Source organism: Psychrobacter sp. H8-1 (assembly GCF_904846575.1).
GTDB lineage: Bacteria > Pseudomonadota > Gammaproteobacteria > Pseudomonadales > Moraxellaceae > Psychrobacter > Psychrobacter fulvigenes.
In genome coordinates this window covers 1,961,956-1,984,590 of sequence record NZ_CAJHBG010000001.1, presented here as the reverse complement: position 1 = coordinate 1,984,590, position 22,635 = coordinate 1,961,956, and the positions used below count along the sequence as shown (strand labels likewise).

Annotated in this window: 17 protein-coding genes and 2 tRNA genes; 11 read left to right on the top strand and 8 right to left on the bottom strand. The window is 39.3% G+C overall.

The genetic code is table 11. The features are described 5' to 3' along the window. Positions 1–117: 117 nt before the first annotated feature. Both JMY01_RS08040 and JMY01_RS08035 read right to left on the bottom strand, forming a co-directional pair. Positions 118–1,293, bottom strand: a complete 1,176-nt coding sequence (locus JMY01_RS08040; RefSeq protein WP_201575071.1) for an Arm DNA-binding domain-containing protein — start codon at positions 1,291–1,293, stop codon at positions 118–120. Between the two features lie 2 nt (positions 1,294–1,295). After that, on the bottom strand, positions 1,296–1,511 hold the full coding sequence (locus JMY01_RS08035) for a hypothetical protein (RefSeq protein ID WP_201575070.1): 216 nt from the start codon (positions 1,509–1,511) through the stop codon (positions 1,296–1,298). A gap of 124 nt (positions 1,512–1,635) precedes the next feature. Here JMY01_RS08035 and JMY01_RS08030 point away from each other — a divergent pair, with 124 nt between their 5' ends. The 3 genes from JMY01_RS08030 (at position 1,636) to JMY01_RS08020 (ending at position 2,713) form a co-directional block, all read left to right on the top strand. Then, complete coding sequence (locus JMY01_RS08030; protein ID WP_265089856.1) at positions 1,636–1,857, top strand: helix-turn-helix transcriptional regulator; 222 nt, start codon at positions 1,636–1,638, stop codon at positions 1,855–1,857. A 225-nt stretch (positions 1,858–2,082) separates the two neighbouring features. Then, positions 2,083–2,361 (top strand): hypothetical protein, encoded by a 279-nt coding sequence (locus JMY01_RS08025; RefSeq protein WP_201575069.1) that lies wholly within the window; start codon positions 2,083–2,085, stop codon positions 2,359–2,361. Positions 2,362–2,392: 31 nt separating this feature from the next. Next, positions 2,393–2,713 carry a hypothetical protein gene (locus tag JMY01_RS08020; protein WP_201575068.1) on the top strand — a complete coding sequence of 107 codons (321 nt, stop codon included), beginning with the start codon at positions 2,393–2,395 and terminating at the stop codon, positions 2,711–2,713. Positions 2,714–2,816: 103 nt separating this feature from the next. On the opposite strand, the gene JMY01_RS08015 is transcribed toward JMY01_RS08020, so the two are convergent. The 3 genes from JMY01_RS08015 to JMY01_RS08005 all read right to left on the bottom strand — a co-directional run bounded on the left by JMY01_RS08015 (position 2,817) and on the right by JMY01_RS08005 (position 8,485). After that, entirely contained in the window at positions 2,817–4,448 is a 1,632-nt protein-coding gene (locus JMY01_RS08015; protein WP_201575067.1) for a hypothetical protein, read from the bottom strand. Positions 4,449–5,365: 917 nt separating this feature from the next. Then, entirely contained in the window at positions 5,366–8,047 is a 2,682-nt protein-coding gene (locus JMY01_RS08010) for a DEAD/DEAH box helicase (protein WP_201575066.1), read from the bottom strand. Between the two features lie 3 nt (positions 8,048–8,050). Beyond that, positions 8,051–8,485: a site-specific DNA-methyltransferase gene (locus JMY01_RS08005; RefSeq protein ID WP_201575065.1), complete on the bottom strand. Its 435-nt coding sequence runs from the start codon at positions 8,483–8,485 to the stop codon at positions 8,051–8,053. A gap of 36 nt (positions 8,486–8,521) precedes the next feature. On the opposite strand from JMY01_RS08005, the gene JMY01_RS08000 reads away from it, so the two are divergent. Both JMY01_RS08000 and JMY01_RS07995 read left to right on the top strand, forming a co-directional pair. Further along, entirely contained in the window at positions 8,522–9,406 is an 885-nt protein-coding gene (locus JMY01_RS08000; protein ID WP_201575064.1) for a hypothetical protein, read from the top strand. Next, positions 9,363–10,040: a hypothetical protein gene (locus JMY01_RS07995; RefSeq protein ID WP_201575063.1), complete on the top strand. Its 678-nt coding sequence runs from the start codon at positions 9,363–9,365 to the stop codon at positions 10,038–10,040. The genes JMY01_RS08000 and JMY01_RS07995 overlap by 44 nt, the downstream gene beginning before the upstream one ends. A gap of 52 nt (positions 10,041–10,092) precedes the next feature. Here JMY01_RS07995 and JMY01_RS07990 read toward each other — a convergent pair whose 3' ends face one another. Further along, complete coding sequence (locus tag JMY01_RS07990; protein WP_201575062.1) at positions 10,093–12,345, bottom strand: ankyrin repeat domain-containing protein; 2,253 nt, start codon at positions 12,343–12,345, stop codon at positions 10,093–10,095. Positions 12,346–12,895: 550 nt separating this feature from the next. On the opposite strand from JMY01_RS07990, the gene JMY01_RS07985 reads away from it, so the two are divergent. The 3 genes from JMY01_RS07985 to JMY01_RS07975 are packed head-to-tail and all read left to right on the top strand — an operon-like array spanning position 12,896 to position 16,519. Beyond that, the gene (locus tag JMY01_RS07985; RefSeq protein WP_201575061.1) at positions 12,896–14,230 is read left to right on the top strand and encodes a hypothetical protein; all 1,335 of its coding nucleotides are present in this window, start codon (positions 12,896–12,898) and stop codon (positions 14,228–14,230) included. A gap of 22 nt (positions 14,231–14,252) precedes the next feature. After that, positions 14,253–15,251, top strand: coding sequence for an AAA family ATPase (locus JMY01_RS07980; RefSeq protein WP_227677762.1), 999 nt, complete (start codon positions 14,253–14,255; stop codon positions 15,249–15,251). Between the two features lie 23 nt (positions 15,252–15,274). Further along, complete coding sequence (locus JMY01_RS07975; RefSeq protein WP_201575060.1) at positions 15,275–16,519, top strand: McrC family protein; 1,245 nt, start codon at positions 15,275–15,277, stop codon at positions 16,517–16,519. Between the two features lie 330 nt (positions 16,520–16,849). Here the strand turns inward: JMY01_RS07975 and JMY01_RS07970 are convergent. Both JMY01_RS07970 and JMY01_RS07965 read right to left on the bottom strand, forming a co-directional pair. After that, positions 16,850–16,926 (bottom strand) — tRNA-Asp (locus JMY01_RS07970). Positions 16,927–16,982: 56 nt separating this feature from the next. Continuing rightward, a tRNA-Val gene (locus tag JMY01_RS07965) sits at positions 16,983–17,058 on the bottom strand. Between the two features lie 217 nt (positions 17,059–17,275). Between JMY01_RS07965 and JMY01_RS07960 the strand changes: the two genes are divergently transcribed. The 3 genes from JMY01_RS07960 (at position 17,276) to JMY01_RS07950 (ending at position 22,498) form a co-directional block, all read left to right on the top strand. Next, positions 17,276–18,910, top strand: coding sequence for a cardiolipin synthase (locus JMY01_RS07960; RefSeq protein WP_227678012.1), 1,635 nt, complete (start codon positions 17,276–17,278; stop codon positions 18,908–18,910). A 51-nt stretch (positions 18,911–18,961) separates the two neighbouring features. Then, positions 18,962–20,548 carry a tetratricopeptide repeat protein gene (locus JMY01_RS07955; protein WP_201575059.1) on the top strand — a complete coding sequence of 529 codons (1,587 nt, stop codon included), beginning with the start codon at positions 18,962–18,964 and terminating at the stop codon, positions 20,546–20,548. Between the two features lie 345 nt (positions 20,549–20,893). Next, on the top strand, positions 20,894–22,498 hold the full coding sequence (locus tag JMY01_RS07950) for a 3-deoxy-D-manno-octulosonic acid transferase (protein ID WP_201575058.1): 1,605 nt from the start codon (positions 20,894–20,896) through the stop codon (positions 22,496–22,498). The last annotated feature ends 137 nt before the right edge of the window (positions 22,499–22,635 follow it).

Genomic DNA, 22,635 nt, shown 5'->3' with positions numbered 1-22,635 from the left:
GTTCTGTAACCATTACAAACCATTTCCTTAACTGTAGCTCCATTTATATAAAGCATCTAGCGATAAAACAAAAAAAAGACACCTGTTTGGATGTCTTTTTGTTAAATATAGGCTTTTTCATATGTTTTGTAATATTCCTCGTGCTATCAGTAGCTTATCTAAAGCACTTCCGTCTTGACGAGTTAGGTTTGGCACATAGCGAGAATACACTGTGAATAGCATTTTTGTGTTGCTATGACCCATTTGAGCAGCAATCCATTCAGGCGACTCACCAGCAGCAAGCCAAAGAGTTGCAGAGGTATGTCTACTTTGGTAAGGATTTCGCTTATCAAGTTCTAAATATCGTAGTAACGGATACCAAACTCGCTTTGTCACATTACGATGATTCAAAGGTGTACCCGCTTTTGTGCAGAACACGAACTCACTTAGATGTTTAGTTAGTTTCCGCTGACCAATTAATGCATCATAAACCAGTTGGTTCATCTGAATGATACGATTCGAACCTGAGGTTTTAGTTTCGCCTATGACACCATTGACGACTGCCTGATCAACGATGATTTGTCGGCGTTCAAAATCTATATTTTTCCAAGGCAAGCCATCAATCTCACCTGTACGCATACCTGTAAGAAATCGTACGATATAGTAAGGCTTATAATCTGCTCTCACGTTATTGATAATGAGCATGACCTCATCTAGATCAAAAGGACTGACATTATTTTTAGGCTCACTGAGTGGTTTTATATTCTTCCAAGGGCTGTCAAAATCAAAACGCTCAGAGGCTTCGGTCAGCACCATACGTAATGGCGTCATGATATGATTAATGCGAGACGCTGATAAAGTTCGTCCGTTATTACCATCTTTGACTAACTTGCCTCGAAAAGTCATGATTTTGGCTTTGCTAATGGTATTTAGCGGTAAATTGCTAAAATGAGGAATTAGGTAAATTCTAAATATATCTTCCACATTACTTATTTGAGAGTCCCGCCATTCCGGCTTTTTTTCCTCTAACCAAGCTTTGCTAAAACTATCAAAGCCTGAGCTTGAGTCCTTATGACTATTCGTTGCTCTCATAAGCTCTAAGCTTTGAAACTGCTCAAGCTTTTTACTCTGCGGAAAATAGTTTTCATATCGAAAACTACCTAATTGAATCTCTGCTTCCATTTTGCTAACGAAGTTTTCTAGACGCTTTCGATTAGGCTTAGTGTCTGCCAGCAAGGTTTGCTCTCTACAACGTTGGCCTATGTATCGAAAATCTACGTACAGATTGCCATTACGGCTATTGATACTCGCCATGATTATGCTCCCGCTGTAAATGGAATGGTATCGTCATAGCCTGTCAGCATCAACTCTTCAATCTTTTGCCATATAAAAAGGATTTTTCTACCTCCAAATGGTTTGATGTAATGAACGCCCTCAATGAATACCGCATCCTTAAGTTGATTGCGTATAGTCTTGCTGTCATATTTAATGCGTTGTGACAGCTCTTCGGTTGTTAAATAGGTATAACTCATAGTAAAATCCTTACTAAAGATTAAAGTGTTATTATCTGATAGCTTTATGACCTGCTATAGAACATAATTTACACTAAAAATAATCTTTTGCAAGACATTTTTATCTACAGTAGGTTATTTTATTATGGGGGAGGTTATGGTGAAGTGTAATTTATCTAGAATTATGGGTGAGAAAAGGTTAAAGATTGCTGATGTGTCTAGGGATACGGATGTAAATAGAGGCACAATCACACGTATGTATAACGAAGAAGCGACAAGAGTGGATCTAGAAGTTGTAGAGAAGCTATGTTTATATTTGGATATTGAAGTGGGCGACCTTTATGAGATAGTTAAGGAAGAACAATAAACCTTCCTCCTTTAGAACACAAGATAATACTGCGCTTATCAGTTATTACGCCAACTAATACGCAGCAAACTATAGCTCTTAAATAAGTTAAAGGCTCTATTCAGTAATAAAAAGCTCTATAGAAGTTTATTTTAAGTTGTAATAGCTCAAAATGTATGTATAATTTAATCTGTAGAAAGTCATTACGACTAACGGAAATGAATATTAACCTACAGGAGATTATACATGAACACATTTATTAAACCGCCGCATGCTTCAATTTGGTTAAGCGCTGAAGCGATATCGCTATCTACCAAGCTTATGGTAAACCTGCAAATACAACAGGGTTCACAGTTAGCAAAGATGCTAGGCGTCAATCCGATATTTTATAATAATGAGGCGATTAGAATATGGGTGCAACGAGAGCTAAATGAAGGATTAGCGCTGAATCGTTATACCTTAACGAATCTTGAGACCAAATTTTTGGCCATTATGAATCATTACGAGATCCCTTATTCGTTGTGATTAATGTCAACTATTTGGTTTGGAGATAACCATGAGCTTAAAACTTATTTTTAGCGCTAATGCAGATCAGTCCGACATACAACTATGTGAAGACTATTGGGCATACGGCCATGATGGGCGGTATGTAGAGCATATAGAAATACTCTGCAAACAATACCATATCGATTATCATATTTTGTTTGGCGTATTAGCGGAGTGTCAGGCTTACTTAGATGATGTGCACTGTGAGTACTGTGGACGGCCGTATCAACTTGATGTACCAGCGGATATACCTTATATCAGAAAACAATCATCTTGGTTCTGCGAGTCGTGTACTAGCTTCTCTGGCGGGCGGCTTACCGTTGGCAGATGATTATTTAAAGAGTACATAATAACCAGATTGCATATGCTCTCTGGTTTTTTCCATAAAACCTCTATTTTTAAATCTACTTATTTAGCAAGGATTATCTAAGGCGCTATTTTTCTGTCCGTTTTTCCAATTCACTAATGTTAAATCCTGATACTTTTGCTACAGCATTATTGTTTTCATTAGTCTCAGTATCTGTGATTATTTCTCCGATTTTAAATGAGGCGCGGCTAATACTATTATCATTAATGCCTAGGATACTTACTAGCGCTTTTTCATAGTAGTATAGAATCTCAACTGCCTTTTTCATCTTGCTTACATTGCCATTCTCATCATCATTAATGTTTGAGCTAATCGGCACTCCAATGATTACTGCTACTAAAACTAAAGATATAAGCAATTTAAGACCGAAAGGTGGTTTCTCTTGACCGAACTTAACAAAGATAATCATAACGATAAGTTGAGATATAACAATGACTATATTTAACAGCAAGAAGGTCAATGATGCCCCTAGTGCAACTATAGGCATAACAATGCCTTTATACGCCTGTTTTCCACTGTGCTCTATTTGTTCTTGTGTGACCTCAGCTTTTTCGCCTTGATACTTTTTAGGGTATTTAATAAAATTTCCTAATGGTTCATCATCCCCTTCACTGATATAGGTAGGTATAGCAGTATTTGGCAACAATTCTTTCAATGGTTCAGCCATCTTTAGTCGCAAGGATTCTTCAAACCCATCGCTATAAGGAATTAAGCTTAGTTCCTCTGGTTTTGCTTTTTTTCTAAAATATTTTTGAATATCAGGGTCTCTAACAAACTGGTCATAGTTAAGGTAGGGGCTTAAGGTTGATTCGAATCCTAGAGTCTTACTGACACCTTTTAACCATTCTTTGTAAACTTTCTCTTTTGCTACTGAGCTCCATATAGACTTTTCCGCCTTAGCATTTGCCTCGTAATATACCCTAGTTTTATCTTGGTATTTTTCGTAAAACTTACGGAACTTAGTATCGTCAAATTCTGGCGTTGGAATTGCTAGCTTTAGGTATGTTCCATTACTTAAAAGACATGAATTATAGTAAATAATAGTGTCTTTATATAGCTGCTCTTGCATAGGTGAATTAAGCGCATTATAAGCAAAGAAAGCCTTATCGATATTAGAGATCACACCCAACATTTCACCGCTGCCTTCAATACATTTTTTTGATGCTGAAAACAATACGTTTTGTTTTTGCTCGTAGTTATGTATAAAGCTGTCTTTCATTCCACCAATTGGCAGTAACAGCTTATTCATTGTTGTTGGTTTCTTATCGATAGTAATTAAAGGGTTGTAATGAGGCTTCATAGTCACTTGGGTATTAATGATAAGTATCGCTCTATTCCTCTCCTCAGCCGTAGAATTATCTACCATCGTTTCGATCAACTTGTTTTGCAAGTAGAAACTAAGGGGGATGCAGATTAACAGACCTAAAAACATGACTTTCAGACTTTCAGTAGCATAGTAATACTCGTCATCACCAAAACCAAACTGAGACTTAAGTGCATAAAAAATTTTCGTGAACGCGAGGGCAGCACCAACACCTGTGATGATTTTTCCCCAAAACTCCATGCCCTCAATGGTAATAAAATCACTTTTGATTGAGAGTTGTTTGAAAACAATAATGTTGATAACTACTTCAATTACAAAATATACTCCTGTAAGCCACCACAATGCTTCCCAATACATTCTTCTACTAGAATCCATCTACGATTTACCCTCTAATGATATGTTATTGCTCGTTAATTTGATTTAATTATATTTCATCCGTATGGCAGGAATTTATGAACTAAATTTAGCAGTCGTTGAGTGGACTTACTTCTTTTCAACAAAATTAATTTCGATATACTTAATCTACTATGTCCAGATATCTTTACAATAGCTAACTAGTTGGTTCGCGACATATATTGTCGCTTATTTATAGTTCATTATAAAAAATACAATTATTATGCTATATTTATTTAGCAATAATTGCGTAACATTAATTAATTATATTTTTGGAGTAACTATGAAATCACCTTTTTACTATCTATAGCTGTTTTAACGCTTTCATCTCTTATTTCTACTGTTGCTGCAGCAGCGCCTAGTTTTCCTAAAGGTATCACCATACTCGATGATCAACACGAAGGCGTGTATTCAACGCTTTGGACAGCCTATCCTATGACTGTTGAAAGTTATATTGGCACTAAACAAAACATACCATCAACTATGCTAGTAGCATTGACAGCTAACGGTAAAATGAGCGGATTTAGAGGAATTATTAACGTAAATTGTGACAATCCTCGATATTCGAGAATAGAGGGCGACAAAGACTCTAAAAGTTTAGACGAAGCAGTAGCTGATTACATAATACCTCAACAGGTAGTAAATAATCTCGCACGAAAATTCTGTATGTAAGCCAAATATATTCAAGCGAATAAAAAAGACGCCTATATAATATATAGGCGTCTTTTTTATATTTACGTGAGTCATAAAGGTTAAACTACTCAACACTCAAGCTCATACAATACCGTGTGAAAGCTTGTCAGCCTAGCTTTGATATTGTCAATAATGTCACTCGCTATATCTTCAGGGTCAGGTAGCTTATCTAGGTCCGTTAGCAAACTATACATAGGTTAGCTACTTTATCCAATAATGTTAAGTATCTGCTGTCGCACTTCTTGACCTTTATCATCTTTTTTAACCGCCATTAAAAATAAGCATTGCCCTTGGCTGTGACTTGCCCAAAGTTCGCCTACCATACGTTTCTCTGCTGAATCATCATTGGTTTCGTAAGGCTTGCCTTTATACTCCACCACTAAGATACGACCGTCCTGCAATTCAACGATAAAATCAGGATAAAAGTTGGTATGTGCCAGTGGCAAGCTAAACGACGCTTCCCCACGTCTAACTAGATTTCTTACCCAATGCTTCACTTGAGGTAATAAATCAATAGTCTGAGCACAATCAAACTCTTCACCTGAAGATTTCATGTCTTCGATTTGCGGATAATAATGTTTGTCAAACGCATAACTACCCGAATAGTAAGGAGGTCGTGTTGGATAATTATCTGCTTTGAATTCGTAACTAAAATCATAAGTCGTAAGCACGTCAGCATCATTTGCGAATAAAGTTTGTTGATATCCTTTAGTCATTGCTCGCTGTCTATATGCAGATACCAGCTCCTGTATAGAACGAGCAAGTGGATACTTATTACGTATGAGAGTAGTGAGTGTCAGCGACGGTATTTGCAATAATTGGTTGATTACCTTAGTTAAGAAACTCGTCATTTCACGCTGAGTGACATCACTTTGACGACATTCATGGTCTAGCCAGCCTATAAGCTCATCTTGGGTTACTTCGGTATTAGCCAGGTTTAGATTTAAAGTTTGTGACTCATGAGCAAGGTTGTATTTAACTTTTTTGCCTTCTACATCGACTAGAAAGCTTGTCGTCTCTTCAGTTGGCTGGTAGTCGAGCTTAGCTGGATAATCCAATAAATTCCAACCTGATACGTCCAATAATACTTCTTTCTCAACCAGTTCAAGCTCACCCTGAACCATGACACACAATCTTGGTAATGGGGCAAACTTCACTCCATTCTCTGCTGGTGACAAAGCTGCATGTACACTGAGGTTATGCCTATCAACTGAAGTCTCAATCTCTTTTTTATCTTCAACGGCCACTTTGGTAATGGCTTTTTTTAACGGCTCTGAGACTTTACCCGTAACCGTAACTACTTGTCGACCATCTACCTCAGATATTTTAATGCTACTGCGTTCTTCTTCTGATAACTCGGTAGTATCTGGCGTATCTTCCACCTCAACCATCAAAGAAGGTGGCGTCAATTTAGGTCTCGAGTTTACAGAGTCATCTTTATCTACCTGACCAAATAAATCACCTTGATTGGCATCTTGCTGTCGAAGGAACGTGGCTACCTCCATCTCTTCAAAACCCATTGAGATAAGTTTATCTGTCAGCTCTTTTGCCGCCTGTGCCAAACTTGTGGTTGCCAAATGTGCATAAGCTCTATTTAGATCTTCTATCACGCGGCGTTTTGCATAAGGCATGCGCAATACACGCCCCAATAGCTGCTCAGCATCTTTGCTAGAGGACACCTGTTTAACTGAACAGAATACGTAGGCAAATGAGCAATCCCAACCTTCTTTCAGAGCTTCTATAGTAATGATGTACTCGATAGGACAGTTAGGGTCAAAAAGATCGATACCATCTAGCTCTCGCTGCGTCCCTGTAGCTACCGCGATTTTATCCTCAGTAATATTATGATCTTCAATCAGACACTTTTTGAGTATTTCAACCGTTACCTTGCCGTTCTTATTCTCTGCCTGTAGTAGGACGATAGGACGTATATAGTCGATATCTTGTTGTGCTTTGAGCGCTAATCTATCGCGTGTTAATACCGCATCACGTACCGCTTCTTCCCAGCCATTAATATGTTCGGTCAAAATGATAGGTAGCTTGATCATCTCTTCGGCTTTTAGTTGTGCCGCTGAGACATGATATAAGATATTACTACCATTGGTCGTTGAGGTATTAGGAGTGGCAGTAAACTCGATAATAGCCGCAGGATGCACGCGCTTTAGGGTGTCAAAGGTTAATGACGTCCTAGCATTATGGGCTTCATCAACGATGACTAGAGGATTGTACAGCGCCAATAGGTTGGCAAAAGAGTACTTTATCTTACCAATATCATTGACGGTCAAACCATTTTCAGAGACGTCATCTTCGCTGACGGTTTCAAGCTTGTCATAAAAGGGATGCTGACGACTTAATTTGGCAAAATGCGGTTCAAAGTCTTCATGATACTGATATACCTTGCGATCGGACGTTTTAGCTACTCGTAAATTGGCAATCGTAGAGACGACTATGATTGTTTTATTGCCAATATCTTGCGCACGGATTTGATTGACATCAGCGATATCGTAGACACTAACTTGATTGGCAAATGCACGGTTTAAATGATCGGTATAGTCTGGGTTGCTCTTGAGCGCCGAAACGGTCTGCTGCTGAATAGTAGTAGTCGGTACTAGCCATAATACAATCGGAAAATCTTGTGATAGATAATGAGTCGCTGCTGTAGAGACCGCATAAGCGCCTAGCACAATCTTGCCACCACCTGTCGGAATACGAATACAGACATAAGGTGTATCATCAAAAGAGTAAGCACGATAAGGGGTTTCTACAAAATTGTTATCCTGTAGTGTCTGCTGAAATGCTGTGTCAATGTTGCCATCCATACGGCAACGCTGAAAAAAACTCGTAAGCGCATCAAGTGCACCTTGCTGATAACTCTTTAGCTCAAACATCGCTTATCTTCCTTTCACATCGTATGGTATTTGCTTAAATATAATATTTTCACTCTTAAGACGGGCTTCTCCCATTCGGCTCGTCTCACCATAGATGACTTTTTTACCATTTTCGGGGTCTTCAGGGTGTAGCGGTAGTATTGACAGCACTTTCGACGTGAGTACGTTGCCACCGTTAGGACGTTTATCACCTAAAATACCGTTATAAAGTAGGTAGTAAGCCACGCCATTGTGCACGCCAAGTAGTGGTGATTTAGCGGACTGCTGTAGCGATTGCCTAGTATCGCCATACCAAATATGCGAAGCCAGCGCATCAAAGCTGATACCCTCTCTTAACGAACCGTTCTCATTAAAGATGACTTCACCTAATCGATAAAACTTGAAGCCACTACCACCTGCCCAGTTGACGTCTTCTATAGTTTTTATATCTCTTATCATTTGATGTTTGCGGTAGCTTCAAAATTGATTGAAGCTATGCCAGTTGTTCAGGTCAGCTATCACGAAAAATCGTCTTGGTTAGAATGGTTGGATGAACACTTATTACTAGATGACAATCTTAAGTTGTTATCAGAAAGCAGAGACTATATACCTATCGAGAGAAGAGATTGGGTGTTTGCAGATGACAGTGAAGAATGGCAATGGCAATGGCAAATACAAGAGAGTGATTTTATTGATTTACTACTTAGCACTCAAGGTAATGATACTTGGTTGAATGTAGAAGGCGAATGGGAAGAGGTTGAACATAGTAGAATCGAACATGTTTCATTTGAAAGCATAATAGTATCCAAAAATTTTAGTCAGTCCTTACTACACACTACTATCAATCACGAGAACTATATCCATAGATGCTTTCTGTATGACTTTTGCTCGATCGATGATGGACATGACGACAAAGCATTCACAGCAGTAAAATTGCTTGAGTTAGATGGACAAAAATATGGTGTTGGCTCTATGGATCCCTTTCTTGGTGGCGTCAGAAGGATACAGCCATTTAAACTACACTCTGCTATTACAGAGGTAATAAATTGCACTCATAGCAATGATATGAAAGACTGGCAACTTGATGCTAAGCCATACTTACAAAGCACGTATTGGAGCGAGGATAAGCCAAGTCATAATGAAGACTATATAAGAAATGGTAATCAAGCGTTAGCATCTTTAGATTTATTAACCCTCATATGCAAGAAAATGGATGTAGAAATTGCCATTCAAGTTGATATTGAAAGAAGATATAAAGACTCATTCAGTAGATGGAGTAATGACGATGACCTCGGATATATCCCGCCATACAGCAAAACCTTCCTCTTATCTGCAGATGGAACGCTTAGAGACGCAACAAAGTGTTATCAACTTAGGTAAGAGTTTAACTGATAATTTTAAAGACGATGAAGTTGACGAAATAACAGCATGGATGTGTAACTATATCGCTGAAAAAATATTATTAGCTGAACAGACTGATAATGAAGTTACTAAGCAAGAATGCTTTGACACTATACTTAAGCTTTGGGAAAGACATTCTTCATTTCCTGATGGCAAACGTCCATTTGAAAATCTTGAGCCCATTTTAGAAACATTGGTTTCGCTAAATCCTAATAATCAAAATAATAGATACTTATCTAATCCATTTGCTCGGCTCTCTTCAGATAAAGATGACACTGATTTGAACGATTGGCTTAAAATGTCGAAGGTTTTAGATGAAACTTCCCGTATCCTTATCTATTTTTGTATTGACAAAGCCATTAAAGAAACTATAGATGAAGATACCAAGAGCTGGCTTAATGAAATAGCACAGCCCTTAGAAGACCCCGTTGTTAATATTAGATTCCTTTATCCAGATGAAGATGAGTCTAAAGCGAACCAAGATAAAATAGAGTCTTTGAGAGGTAAGCTCGCAATTATGGAAGAGTTCAGATCATTAAGTGAAAATGTTATGAGTGCTATTGAGGATGAAATAGCTGATTTAGAAGGACATCAACCAGCTTCAAAACTTTGAGGTACCCAAAACTTTTTTCATGATATCTTGTGCAAACTCCACATAGATGAATTTAATTCACTTCATCACTAATCTCTAAAGTTAAATGCCTGTCTATAACCTCCAGTACATCGTCAGCCTTGAAGTGTTTACAAATTCTCTCATAGCCGATAGCTTGACCATCTCTACGATCTCTATATACCGTATTGATGATGTCATCTTTTGAGTACTCAGTAGCGTTATCTAGGATATAAGAGACTAGTTCAGCTTCATTTAGCTCGCAGGCTAGTAAGAATGGAGTGTACCCGTGGATGCCATGCCAGTCATATCTAGCGCTAGGATTTGCACCTTGATCAATCAGTAGCTTTGCTATTTTGCGCATTTTGCTCAAATCGAATAACTCGTAGTTTGCCTGAGTTTGTTCTTTAAAAACTTCAGATACCTCTTTAAGAAGAGCCATTGCGTCCGAACTTTTCATCATTTGAGCAAGATGGTTCGTTACTTGTTGTCTATTGAAACCTAGACTACCTTGAGTTTCTCTAACAAAAGTAGAAAACTCAAAATCACTCATTCTCTTTATTGCAGTTTTTGGATCTTGAGCAATCATAGAAAAACGGTTATTTGACAGTTTCGAATTTTTGATCGTTCCAATTAAGAATAGGCATGTGGTTAGGGCGTCTAGATGGCTTCCACCGCCTTTTTTATTGACATCTGCTCCTAATTTTACAATATGTTCAACGACATCAAGTCGCCCTGTCTGCACTGCACTTAGTAATGGTAAAAGATGCTTTTTAGAGGTCATTGCATTAATTGTTTTTGGTGTATAGCTCAAATCTTTAAGTGCTTGATAAAAGCTATCATCTGGTTCATTAATTTCAATTAAGTTCATATATTGCAAAGCGATTAATAAAGCTGATTCGTTGTTATCAGAGAGGATATTAATGTCAGCACCAGCTTGCAAGAGTTTATTGACAGCATCTAGATCTTCTAGCAACGTATTCCAAATGAGCTGTGTCGTTATTTGTTTCTTCTTATTCTTATCTCTATGGAGCTTGCTATTTTCATTTAGCTTTACTTTCTTATTGGGTTTTTTAAGATCAAGCTCTAGCTCTTTTGCATCTAAATATACAGGTAGGATAGCTGAACTCACTTGATATTTTTCGGGTAGTTCAACTTTAAAGTCATTGAATACTTTTTGAGCATTACTCCGCCACATATTTATTTCCCAGTCTTCAACTAGGTTTTCCTTCTTCCGTTTGGCATCCTCAGTCACTATTGTAGGCAGAGTGTAGCCATATAAATTTTGGACACTTTTTAGCTTTGATATTAAGCTCATATCAGGACTCTCTTGCCAGCTAGCAATGACAAAACCAACTTCGATAATGTGATTACATAATCTTCCTGATCGATATAGACTAAGTTCAAAGGCTTTAACAAAACATTCTTTGGCCTGCTTTATTTCATCTTTTGAAAAACTGTTTAAACTAAGATCCAGAAGTTTAACAATAATAGTAGAAGGTCGATCAAAAAATTGCTCATCTTTATTCTGATATAGAGTATTTACATATTGCATATCTCTTTCGTATAGTGCTGACATTAAGTCTTCGAATTGAACCATTAGAGCTTCAAAAGATACAGGTGATTTGAAGTATTGGGTTAATAACTCATAATCATTCTGTTTTTTAAAGTACTCAATAGCGCGGGCAGTTAACAAGAAAACTAAGACGTTCTTTGGTGCATTTTGAGTGTTAAGAATAGACATTAAGCTGGTCTGACTAGGAATATCATCGCCACGACGCCATGCAGTAATCTTATCTTTATCACCTTGAGGTAAATCTGCATAAAAAGTATTCCAATCTTTAACTCGTCTTTCAATAATTTTAAAAGCAAGCTCTAAGCTTGTAGAGTTATTGGTCATTAGTTCAATGTAGTCAGTTTTTTCAAAGGGTCTTGTTCTTATTCCTAAAAAAGAGACAATATTAATTAAATATGGACAGAAAAAAGCTTCAACAACCCAAGGTCCAATCTCATCTCTATGTCGCTCTGATAGACCGTAGTTTGCTACTACCTTTAGATAATCGTCAAACATCTGAGCAATTAAAGTTTTAAGCTCGTTTTCAACCGATTTTTTTAGCTCAACTTTTTCAATAACTTTATATATATGTGTATTGATAAGTTGGTCAAGCTCATTCTTATTTAGATATAAATCTTGACACTTGTTGTCTAATAGTTCACTGTTATTCTTGCTGTCGAGTGCTCTAGCAATAGCCCTTACTACTTCAGCAGGGAGGAAATAAGGAGTTTTCTGAGTGCTTGTATTGCTCATTGCGCATATCCTTTCTTTGCATGTCTAATATCGTTAATAAAATTCTTAAGTGCCCTATGATCGCTCGGCGTTTTAGAAAAAGTAACAGACTGTCCGCATGGTGCAACGATCTGATTGTGTTTTCGTTTCTTTCTAAATAACCAACCTTGCTTTATTAGGCACTTTATATGGTTATTAAAATCTTTATTGCTTGAATATCTCATATTTTTGAAAGCAGATGTGGCTTGCTACCGCATCTACCTCTCCAAATTAATTATATTTGAATTTATTTAGGCTTTGCATTTCCGCGATTTGATCCTGATGGATTGCTTGAACCATTTTTAGTTGGCCAGTTTCCGCCGTTGCCTTGGTTCGAAGTTGGCTTTGCTTGTGTAGACTTACTCATGGTGTCGCTCCTATTGTGTGTATGCCATTAGTGGCTTAACAATATTGACAAATAGTAGCTTCAATCTCCACTGGGTTAGTGCCGAGAAAATTTTTATTTTTGATTAAATGCTTTACAAGCCGTTTTTTAGTTATATTTTTTGAGTTTTTTAGAGGAAACAACAGTATGGATACAACAAAAATAGATAGTGATTTAGTATCGAAGATTATTGAGTTAAGCCAAGACGATGCGATCACAAGTAGGCCAGAAGGCGTTGAAGAGCTTTATAAAGAGTTTTTAAGTAAGTTTCCTAGAAATGAAATAACAGAATTAACTCAGGAGCAATATTGCTTAGGTCACGGATCTATCACAGATAATTATTGTCGATGGATAGAGCGCGGGCTACAGCCTATATTTGGTCGTTATATGCCAGGCACTGCAAAAGGGCATCTACTTTATCTACAAAAAGATGGGACACTATATAAGCATCAAAGCTTAAGCGACTTAAATGACGATGATGCATTAAGTTATGTTCTTAAAATCCATCAAGTAATAATCGATGCTGACGTTAACGTTGATATCACTTGGATTGATCAAGATAATGAGGTATATGATCGCGCAGGTGTAGAGCCTAGATGTGTTATGGGAGCAGGACGTCGTGCGCGTTTAATATCTATATACAATCCAGAGACTATCTTACCAATTTCATCTACAGACCATATCGAGCACTTCCTGAAAGCGTTTAATGTTCCAGAGTCAAAAATACCACCTTATAATCATGTCATTCGACGTTTATTGATGCTCACCGACATATATCAGGCTATTAAAAAGGAACATGATTTAGGTATCACTCCGCATCAGTTTATGTCTGTGCTTTACAGCGAGCAATTAGGTATTAAGCCAAGCAGAATATCTATCTACAACGATACCAACGAAGAGTTAGATGAACTAACGATAAGCATGCTTGATAATGAAGCGCTTAATCGTATTCTCTACGGTCCACCTGGAACAGGTAAGACCTACTGTACTACAGAACTCGCTGTACAGTGCGTTGAACCCGATTGGTATGAGTCTCTAAATAATGACAAGTTCAAGCGTCAAAAGATCAAAGATAAGTATGACGAACTCACAGCGAAAGAGCGTATTGCGTTCACTACATTTCATCAAAGCTTTGCTTATGAAGATTTCGTTGAGGGAATTAGAGCAAGTACTAACGAAGAAGGTCAGATATCTTATACTGTTGAGGCAGGTATATTTAAGGAGATTTCAGAGCGTGCTTCACGCACAGTAACGAGAAATAATATATCTGGCTTATCAGATGCGCCCAATTTTTGGAAGATATCTCTTGGTGATTCCGAGCAGAAAGAGTTGCGCGAATACTGCTTCAGTAATGGTGAGGCTCGAATTGGCTGGGGGTATACTGGAGATTTGAACTCTGACATATCTGAGCGAACAGAAAAAGAGTTGTCATATCTTGAAGGACTCGGTAGCAACGATAGATCTTCTATAAACTTTTTCTGAAAAAATTCAAGTTGGAGATGTATTGCTTTGTCTTAAAAATAAAAACACTGTAAGAGCTATTGGCATTGTAACGTCAGATTATTATTTTGATACAAGCTTCAAGGGTCTTGCCGAGTTCCATCATACCCGTAAGGTAAATTGGATACTACAAGGTATAAGTTTTGATATATATGCCTTAAATAACAATATCAACTTAACTCAAAAAACTTGTTATAAGATTGATAGGTTTACATGGAATGATTTAGCTGAAAGCTTGGAAAATCAAGGTTATTCACTAGATAGCCAATCTATAAGTAATTCTACAAAAGGTTCAAATAACCATATACTTATTATTGACGAAATTAACCGCGGCAACATATCTCGTATCTTCGGTGAGCTTATTACTTTGCTTGAGCCTGACAAACGTAAAGATGGTACAGATGCGCGCGAAGTTATACTGCCTTATTCTAAAAAGAAATTCTCAGTGCCCTCAAATCTTTACGTACTAGGCACGATGAATACCGCTGATAAGTCTCTCGCTCAGTTGGATTTTGCATTACGTCGCCGCTTTGATTTTATCGAGCTATTACCTAAGCCTGAACTTTTAGATGATATAGAAGTTTATGGGGTTCCTGTATCTAAAATATTGACAATAATGAATCAGCGTATTGAAGTACTATTAGATCGTGAACACACCATAGGTCACTCATACTTCTGGTCTTTGAAAGACTTGGAGACAGGTAAAGATAGAGAAAGTGAGTTAGGCAACATTTTCAAGAGACGGATTATCCCGTTACTGCAAGAATACTTCTTTTCAGATTGGGAACGTATTGGCTGGGTATTGAATGATCCTGCCAAAGATTTTGAAGATCGATTTATACAGACTGAAAAAATAAATCCTACTATGAATCAACTTTTTCCTAGTGAAGTTCTAAGCCAAATTACAGCAGATAGACGCTATTATATTAATGCTGATGCATTTACTACGCCAAAAGCCTACCAAAGGATATTACACCTTGATGCAGCTACAGGTGAAGAATGATTCAAGTCAGAGAGTATGCTCAGTTGACTACCGATCAGACAGTATTATCTAGCTTAGATTTAGCTATTATCAAGCGAGAAACTTTTGATTGGTTAGTGGAATTGAGTGAAAAAGAGAGCTATGGACGTTTTATTACTTATAAGCGTCCACAATACTTGCAGCTGCACTCTTATGTAGGTTATTTAGAAAGTCCTTGCGGCGAAGGTATTGAAATACTGCCAAAAACAGGTTTAGGTTTACAGGAGCCAGGCAAGAGCAGAGAGGTCTTATGCAAAATGCTAAGCTCCGTATTAAACCTATCCTATAAAGAGGCTCAATTTGCCAGTCTCAATCGAATGAGCTTACCTATTCATGAGTGGATATACTACCAGTTTTTATATTTGCTAAAGGAGCTGGTAGCGTCTGGGCTCAGATTTGACTATCAAAGAATTGAAGAAGAAAGTAGATTTATTCGTGGCCAGCTTGATATTGCAGTTCAACAAAGACAAACGGTTGGCCGAGCTCATCTTTTTCATATTCGTCATGATGTCTATCATCCAAATCGACTTGAGAACCAACTAATCAAAACGGCATTGGATTACGTACAGCAGCATTGTAGGAGTTCTGAGAACTGGCGACTGGCTAATGAGCTCTCACACATCTTAGATCCTATAACGAGTCTTAGAGAGCCTCTAAACTCAATGCATAAATGGTCAGACATCAAAATATTGCAATCTTACCGAGCGATAAAGCCATGGTGCCAACTAATACTTGAAAAGCTTAATCCAAACTTTCAAAAGGGAGAGCACCGAGGTATTGCATTGTTATTTCCAATGGAAATTTTGTTCGAGAAGTATGTGGCAAACTGCTTACGACAAGATATCAAGGCTCCCTGGCAGCTAATAACACAAGCTTCTAGTAAGCACATGGTGAATGACCAAGAAGGTTTAAAATCGCGCTTTCAGTTAAAGCCTGATCTATTAATCAGTAAAGAAAGAAAAAATTACCATGTACTTGATACCAAATGGAAGTTAATAAACTCAAATAAAAAGAATTTTGATATAGAACAGGATGATATTTATCAGCTATTTGCTTATGGTCACAAATATTTGAATGGGTGTGGGGACATGATGCTTATTTATCCCAAGCATCATCAATTCGAAATACCTTTGGAATGTTTTTATTTAGCAGAAGAGTTGAGATTGTGGGGTATACCGTTTTGTATTGAAACTGACAAAATAATTATGGGTGAGTGGATAGAAAGCTTTCCATCTTTATCTAAAGCTTAGTTTGAGCTTAATATTTAAGCTACTAAACTTATCAATAAGTATAAATTTTAAGAATCAGTTACCGCAACCAACTTTCAACAATCTTGGTCACAAAATGGTCACCATTTGGTCACCGAGTACTTGGTCACCGATTTTCTGAAGCCAGTTTATCTATTGATAATCTTATATGGGATGCGATAAGAGAGAGTCCGTTAACCCTGGTGGGATAATAGGGATAAAATCAACAACCCTTATAAATAAAGACTTTAAGAGAAAATTCAGACACAAAAAAACCTCAAACAATCTAATGCTTAAGGTTGAAACTTTTGTATTAAAACTAAGTTTTAAATATGGCGCAGCGGACGGGACTCGAACCCGCGACCCCCGGCGTGACAGGCCGGTATTCTAACCAACTGAACTACCGCTGCTTAGGTCGTCTTTAGCGTCTTGCTCTTTATAGCCAGAGCCCACTTCGCTAAATGAGTGGTGGGTGATGACGGATTCGAACCGCCGACATTCTGCGTGTAAGGCAGACGCTCTACCAACTGAGCTAATCACCCTTGCTGTGGGTGTGTATTATATACATTTACACATGGCTGTCAAACAGTATTTTGACAATTTTATCAAATAAGCATAAATACCTTCTGAATATCATCAATTATAGTAGCATGAGTCAGGTATTTATTAGGGTCGCTACAAAGAGACTTAGCATTGTTACCTATTGTTTGGTGGCTAAAAGCTATTATACTGCTTATGTTTTTTGTTTTATCTTGATTGGTGGAGGCCATTATAGACGCTTTAACTACTGGGCAGTACTTTGCAGCATGGTCGTGGAGCGACTTTGCAGGGATGGGTTTGGTATTGCATATTATCCTGATGGTAGTGATGAGCTTACGTGTTGTGTCGGTACAGCGCAATATTGGGGTGACGATTGCGTGGATAGCGGTTTTGTACATACTGCCTTTGGTGGGGTTCTTCGCTTATATTTTGGTGGGCGAGCCGATGATTGGCCGTCGTTATCGTGAGCGCATGGGGCAAGCAAGTCTGCTCATGAATGATATGGCAGTGCGTGAGCGTTTGATATTCAATCAAGGGCAAGAGCTGTTATCGGACAGCTATAGCGGTGTCAGTCGTATCGGTACACGCCGGACAGGGTTTGGAGTGTTCCCTGGGCATCAGATGCAGCTACTGACGTCTCCTCAAACGATTTTTAATCATTTTATCCATGATATCGAAAATGCTAAGCGCACTATTTTTATGGAGTTTTATATTATCTATCCTAAGGGACAGGTGCTGGATGTGTTAAAAGCTCTAGAAGCAGCTGTCAAGCGTGGGGTAGAATGTCATATATTGGTCGATAGTGTCGGTAGCTTTAGTTTCTTTAACAGTGCTGAGCACCGAGCTTTGGAGCGCGCTGGGGTGTTTGTGCATCAATCATTGCCAGTAGGACTGCTCAAAACACTGTTTAAACGCTCAGATTTGCGTAATCATCGTAAAATCGTAGTTATTGACGAGTATGTTGGTTATACCGGCAGTTTTAATTTAGTAGATCCTAGGTATTTTAAACAAGATAAGAATGTCGGGCAGTGGATTGATTTGATGATACGTAGTGTCAGTGAGCAGCCGGTTAGTATCGCGACGGCGATGGCCAAAGTAGTGGTGACTGATATAGGTGCTGAAAACAATGATAATCTGCATGCCTTACATCAACGTGTAAACAGCTATACACGTAAGTTATATGTATTGAACCCGACTATCAACGATATTAATAGTCGTATAGAGGTATTGGCTGATGAGACACATGATGTCGTACCAGAGGTAGGATCGACATCGATTTTGATTCCGCAGATGCCTGCAGTTGATAATGTGCTCGCGCAGCTTATTCCTTCAGCACCGCAGTTGACCGCGCATGTGATCTATAATACGTTGGTGACGGTGATTCATCGTGCTAACAAGCGCATTCAAATCACCACCCCGTATTTTGTTCCTGATGAGCCATTATCAGGTGCCTTGGTCACAGCTGCCAAGCGTGGGGTTGATGTGACGCTTATTATTCCAGAAAAGGTTGATTCGTTTTTGGTGCAGCATGCTTCACAAGCTTATTATCAAGAATTACTGGAAGTAGGGGTAAAGATTGCGCTGTTTAAGGGCGGGCTGTTACATGCTAAAACGGTGGTGGTTGATGATGATTACTGTCTGTTTGGGACGGTAAATATTGATATGCGCAGTTTTTATTTGAATATGGAGGTCAGTCTGGCTATCTACACCCCTGAGATGGTCGCTCAAGTTGCTGATTGCCAAGAAGTTTATTTACAAAACTGCCGATTCTTAAGCCTAGAGGAGTGGCAACAGCGTCCTGACTCACAGCGTTTGTTTGATAATGTGGTGCGCTTATTTAGTCCTCTGCTATAGTGGTTATGAGTTATGCTCAAGTGATTTTTATATAAAGGATTTGTCTGTCTTATGTCCGTTCATACTGACTCTCATACTAATAGAAAAACAACCAAAACATCTCTAGATTATATGGCTGAGGGTTATTGGCAGGATTTTTTGGCAGCCGAGCCGATCGCTGGTGGTATTGCATATGAAGCGCAGCTACATGAGTGTCAGTTAGATGAGACGCTAGAAAGCCTGCAGCGAGTAGATACGCTGATCTCGCAAATTCGCCGTGACCATACCAAGTCAAACACCTTAGATGAAGCCAAACTGCTGGCTGATGATCGCTATCGTCATTTGCTATGGTTTTTAGCTTTTTATGCTGGGCGAGTGCTGGCAAGGCAGTGGCAAAGCTTGCCGCATTGGTATGGTCAGTTTGAGCTGAAAAAGCACTATCCTAAGCTTGTTTTAACTACCGAAACTACCGATGACTTTTATCAGCAAATGGCGGTGGTATATCGTGACAGTGGTTTAGCTGATATTTCAAGTGACGTTTTAGATGATGCTTTAGGCAGTGCGAGTGTATTTTTTGCATTAGAGCCAATAGGTCAGAGACTATTTGGACATATCGACCGCAAGTTTCAGGCGGTACAAGGCGGAGGGCAGGTTGCAAGTGGTCTATATCAAGCCGTCAGCTCTCGATTGCCGCCTAACAATATCGGTGCTATAGCGTCTAAAGCACCTTCTGAACATGCAGAGCTTCGTCCAGTATTAAATACAAATCAGTTTTTTGTAGAGGCAAGAGCTTCTTTGCAAAAGCACTCTACGACCAGAGCTGCGTTACAAAAAGCGCCTGCGGAGGAAGTCATTGAAGAAGACGTTTCTCCAAAAATAACGGTTAAAGATTCACGCACCCAACAACAAGTCATGCAAAAGCAAGCTGACGCAAATACTGCTGCTATAACCTCAGCAGTTAATAATGATATTGTAGATACGAGCTTGCCATTGCCATCACAGCAAACAGCTGAGTCGAGTGCTACTACCAATTCAACGTCTACTAAACGTGCAGCACCAACAGCAGAAATATTTACTCAACTGCTAGCAGAGCTTGATGATATTGACGTGTCACAGAATGTAGGTAATGATGAATATCAACAAGCACGTAAAATACTGGATCAGTTTGAGCGCCATATTGCACGGCAATCAAAGCCGCGCCATGACGTAAAATTTTCAGAGCAGCATCAAACGTCTCGCCAGCAAGCGTTGCTACTGTTGGAAAGCTCTGCCAAGCTGGGTAATACCGCTGCTATGCTGCGACTGGCAATGTATGAGCTATTGAATGAAGGACTGGTAACAGAGATAGCGGCTGGCAAAGAAGCAGGCGTGGCCCTGGTCAAACAAGCGGCTGATAAACAAGATATCCGTGCTCAGCGGTTATTGAGCAAAATGTATTATCAAGGTGTTGGTGTGCCACAAGATATTAATAACGGTCAACACTGGCTAGAGCAAGCCGCTAAAAATGGCCATGAAGAAGCGGCAGAGCTGGTAGCGCAGTGGCAAAAAGCGCAAGCGTTGATAACGACGCAGCAGCAAGAACAACATAGTATTAAGCGCTATCAATTATTGATAGGGTCAGTAATTGTGTTTGCTTTGTTGTTAGTGGTTTTTGTATAAATAAAAGGCTAACTTATCTTTCTTTAATTGTTGATATGTTTTAACCTGACTCTCAAATTAATGTGGGCTATCGTAGGCTGTGGCTTTAGCCCAGCTTAAATATTTGCAAAAGCAAAATGCTGGGCTAAAGCCACAGCCTACGCCAACATATTTAGATAGTGGAGAGTGGGACATATTTTACCGATTTGGCAATAAGAGATAGGGTTGGTCTGTCAATTACGCTAAAATTGGCACATTTTTTGCCATTATTTTGGCTGGTTTTTTCATACCATTTGGTTTTTTTGACTAGGGCTTGTTGAGCACTTCTTTGCAAGTGCCACACTTTCTACTAATTTGGTCTACTTCATGCCATCTTCTTCTACGCCGCCTTCAACGACTGAATCTAAGTCGCCCTCTAGACAGGCATCGCTAAGCAAGCGCGCCGCTGTCAAGCCGCCTTGGTATTATCGGCTTATCATTGCCTTATTGAAGCCCCTGTATCGGGTGCAAGTATGGCGTCGTTCGCATAAGCGTGAGAACTATCCGCAAGAAGTGGCAGAGCGCTTTGGCAAGCAGTATCCACCGCGGCCTATGTCTGGTGCAGATCATGCCACGAATAAGGTGGTTTGGTGCCATGCAGTTTCTTTAGGAGAGACCAACACAGTGGCGCCCCTACTGGATGCATTGTTAGCGCAGGGCTACCAAGTTTGGTTGACCAATACGACGCAGACTGGTCATGCGCGCGCTGCTAGTCGTTTCGCTGACGAGATTGCCCAAGGTCGTATGAGCCATAGTTACGTACCAGTAGACACACCTACGGTTATCGAAACCTTTTTAGCGCATGTGCAGCCAATTGCTGCTTTGTTTGTAGAGACTGAGCTGTGGGCAAGTATTTTGGCAATACTCTCTCAAAAAAATATCCCCAGTATCCTCGTTAATGGGCGTTTATCCGCGGCATCTTTTACACGTTATCAAAAGATAACGGCGGTCAGTGCCAGTATGATGCAAAATTTATCTTTAATCATTGCTCAAGATGGTGAATCTGCTAAACGCTTTCGCGAGTTGGGCGCGCACTGCACTCAGATACGTGTTGCTGGCTCGCTTAAATGGGTGATTAATACCCCCAAAGCGACTGAGGCTAAAAAAGTCACCGAGCCTAAAAAAAAGGTTGAGCCCGAAAAAACTACTGATGAAACCAGAGAAGACATTGCCACTGTGAATCCGCAAGGTTCAGGTCATGCAGTGTGTTTAGATCGTCCCGTTTGGATAGCTGCGAGTACTCATAACGGTGAAGAAAAAGCGGCTTTAATATTACAAAAGCAACTGTTAGACATAGCTGAATTGAACAAAACCTTGCTAATTATCGTGCCCAGACATCCTGAACGCTTTGATGAAGTGGCGACATTGATTAAAGAGTCAGGATTGCAGATGGCAAAGCGTAGTATGAACGAAGCTATCACTGAGCAAACGCAAGTATATCTGGCGGATAGTATGGGCGAGCTCATGCACTGGTATGCGCTGTCAGATGTGGCGCTGGTTGGTGGTTCTTTGGTAGATATTGGTGGGCACAATCCAGTTGAGCCTATGAGTGTCGGAACTCCGGTGCTAATGGGTCGATATACGCAGTCATGTCAGAGCGTGGTAGATAAGCTTGCGAGTGTCGGTGCTTTATATCAGCCAGATAATGACTTTTATCAACCGATTACCTTAGATAATCAGCCAATCTCTGAGTCTATGGTTGCGTCTTTAGCACCGTCATCTATAACAGATACTGACGTTGCGATAAGCGATGATGTTGAGCTCATTTATCAGCAATTAAGGCTTTGGCTCAGTCATCCAAAAGTTGCCAAGCAGGCAGGGCAGGCAGGCGAGAAAATGACGGTGCAGCAACAAGAGGTATTAACCCGTCAGCTAAACATGATTGAAGAAACGATTGAATATTTTGTAGGTGCTCAACAGACGTTAATATAGTCAGCGTAAAATAAAGCTGAGGTATTGATAGTTGGATAGATAATAGCTTGATACTGGAATAAACTTTCCTCGCTTGCTGTGCGCTTTGCACTCCAGAGGCTTCGAAAAGTTTATCCCAATAGTACTGTATCGCTTTT

Excerpts from the sequence above, each read along its gene's own strand:
- JMY01_RS07995 (WP_201575063.1), top strand. The coding sequence starts at position 9,363 with ATGGAACGCTTAGAGACGCAACAAAGTGTTATCAACTTAGGTAAGAGT.
- JMY01_RS08010 (WP_201575066.1), bottom strand. The coding sequence starts at position 8,047 with ATGTTTGAGCTAAAGAGTTATCAGCAAGGTGCACTTGATGCGCTTACG.
- JMY01_RS07985 (WP_201575061.1), top strand. The coding sequence starts at position 12,896 with ATGGATACAACAAAAATAGATAGTGATTTAGTATCGAAGATTATTGAG.
- JMY01_RS08020 (WP_201575068.1), top strand. The coding sequence starts at position 2,393 with ATGAGCTTAAAACTTATTTTTAGCGCTAATGCAGATCAGTCCGACATA.
- JMY01_RS08030 (WP_265089856.1), top strand. The coding sequence starts at position 1,636 with ATGGGGGAGGTTATGGTGAAGTGTAATTTATCTAGAATTATGGGTGAG.
- JMY01_RS08040 (WP_201575071.1), bottom strand. The coding sequence starts at position 1,293 with ATGGCGAGTATCAATAGCCGTAATGGCAATCTGTACGTAGATTTTCGA.
- JMY01_RS08015 (WP_201575067.1), bottom strand. The coding sequence starts at position 4,448 with ATGGATTCTAGTAGAAGAATGTATTGGGAAGCATTGTGGTGGCTTACA.
- JMY01_RS08035 (WP_201575070.1), bottom strand. The coding sequence starts at position 1,511 with ATGAGTTATACCTATTTAACAACCGAAGAGCTGTCACAACGCATTAAA.
- JMY01_RS07990 (WP_201575062.1), bottom strand. The coding sequence starts at position 12,345 with ATGAGCAATACAAGCACTCAGAAAACTCCTTATTTCCTCCCTGCTGAA.
- JMY01_RS08005 (WP_201575065.1), bottom strand. The coding sequence starts at position 8,485 with ATGATAAGAGATATAAAAACTATAGAAGACGTCAACTGGGCAGGTGGT.
- JMY01_RS08000 (WP_201575064.1), top strand. The coding sequence starts at position 8,522 with ATGCCAGTTGTTCAGGTCAGCTATCACGAAAAATCGTCTTGGTTAGAA.
- JMY01_RS08025 (WP_201575069.1), top strand. The coding sequence starts at position 2,083 with ATGAACACATTTATTAAACCGCCGCATGCTTCAATTTGGTTAAGCGCT.
- JMY01_RS07955 (WP_201575059.1), top strand. The coding sequence starts at position 18,962 with ATGTCCGTTCATACTGACTCTCATACTAATAGAAAAACAACCAAAACA.
- JMY01_RS07950 (WP_201575058.1), top strand. The coding sequence starts at position 20,894 with ATGCCATCTTCTTCTACGCCGCCTTCAACGACTGAATCTAAGTCGCCC.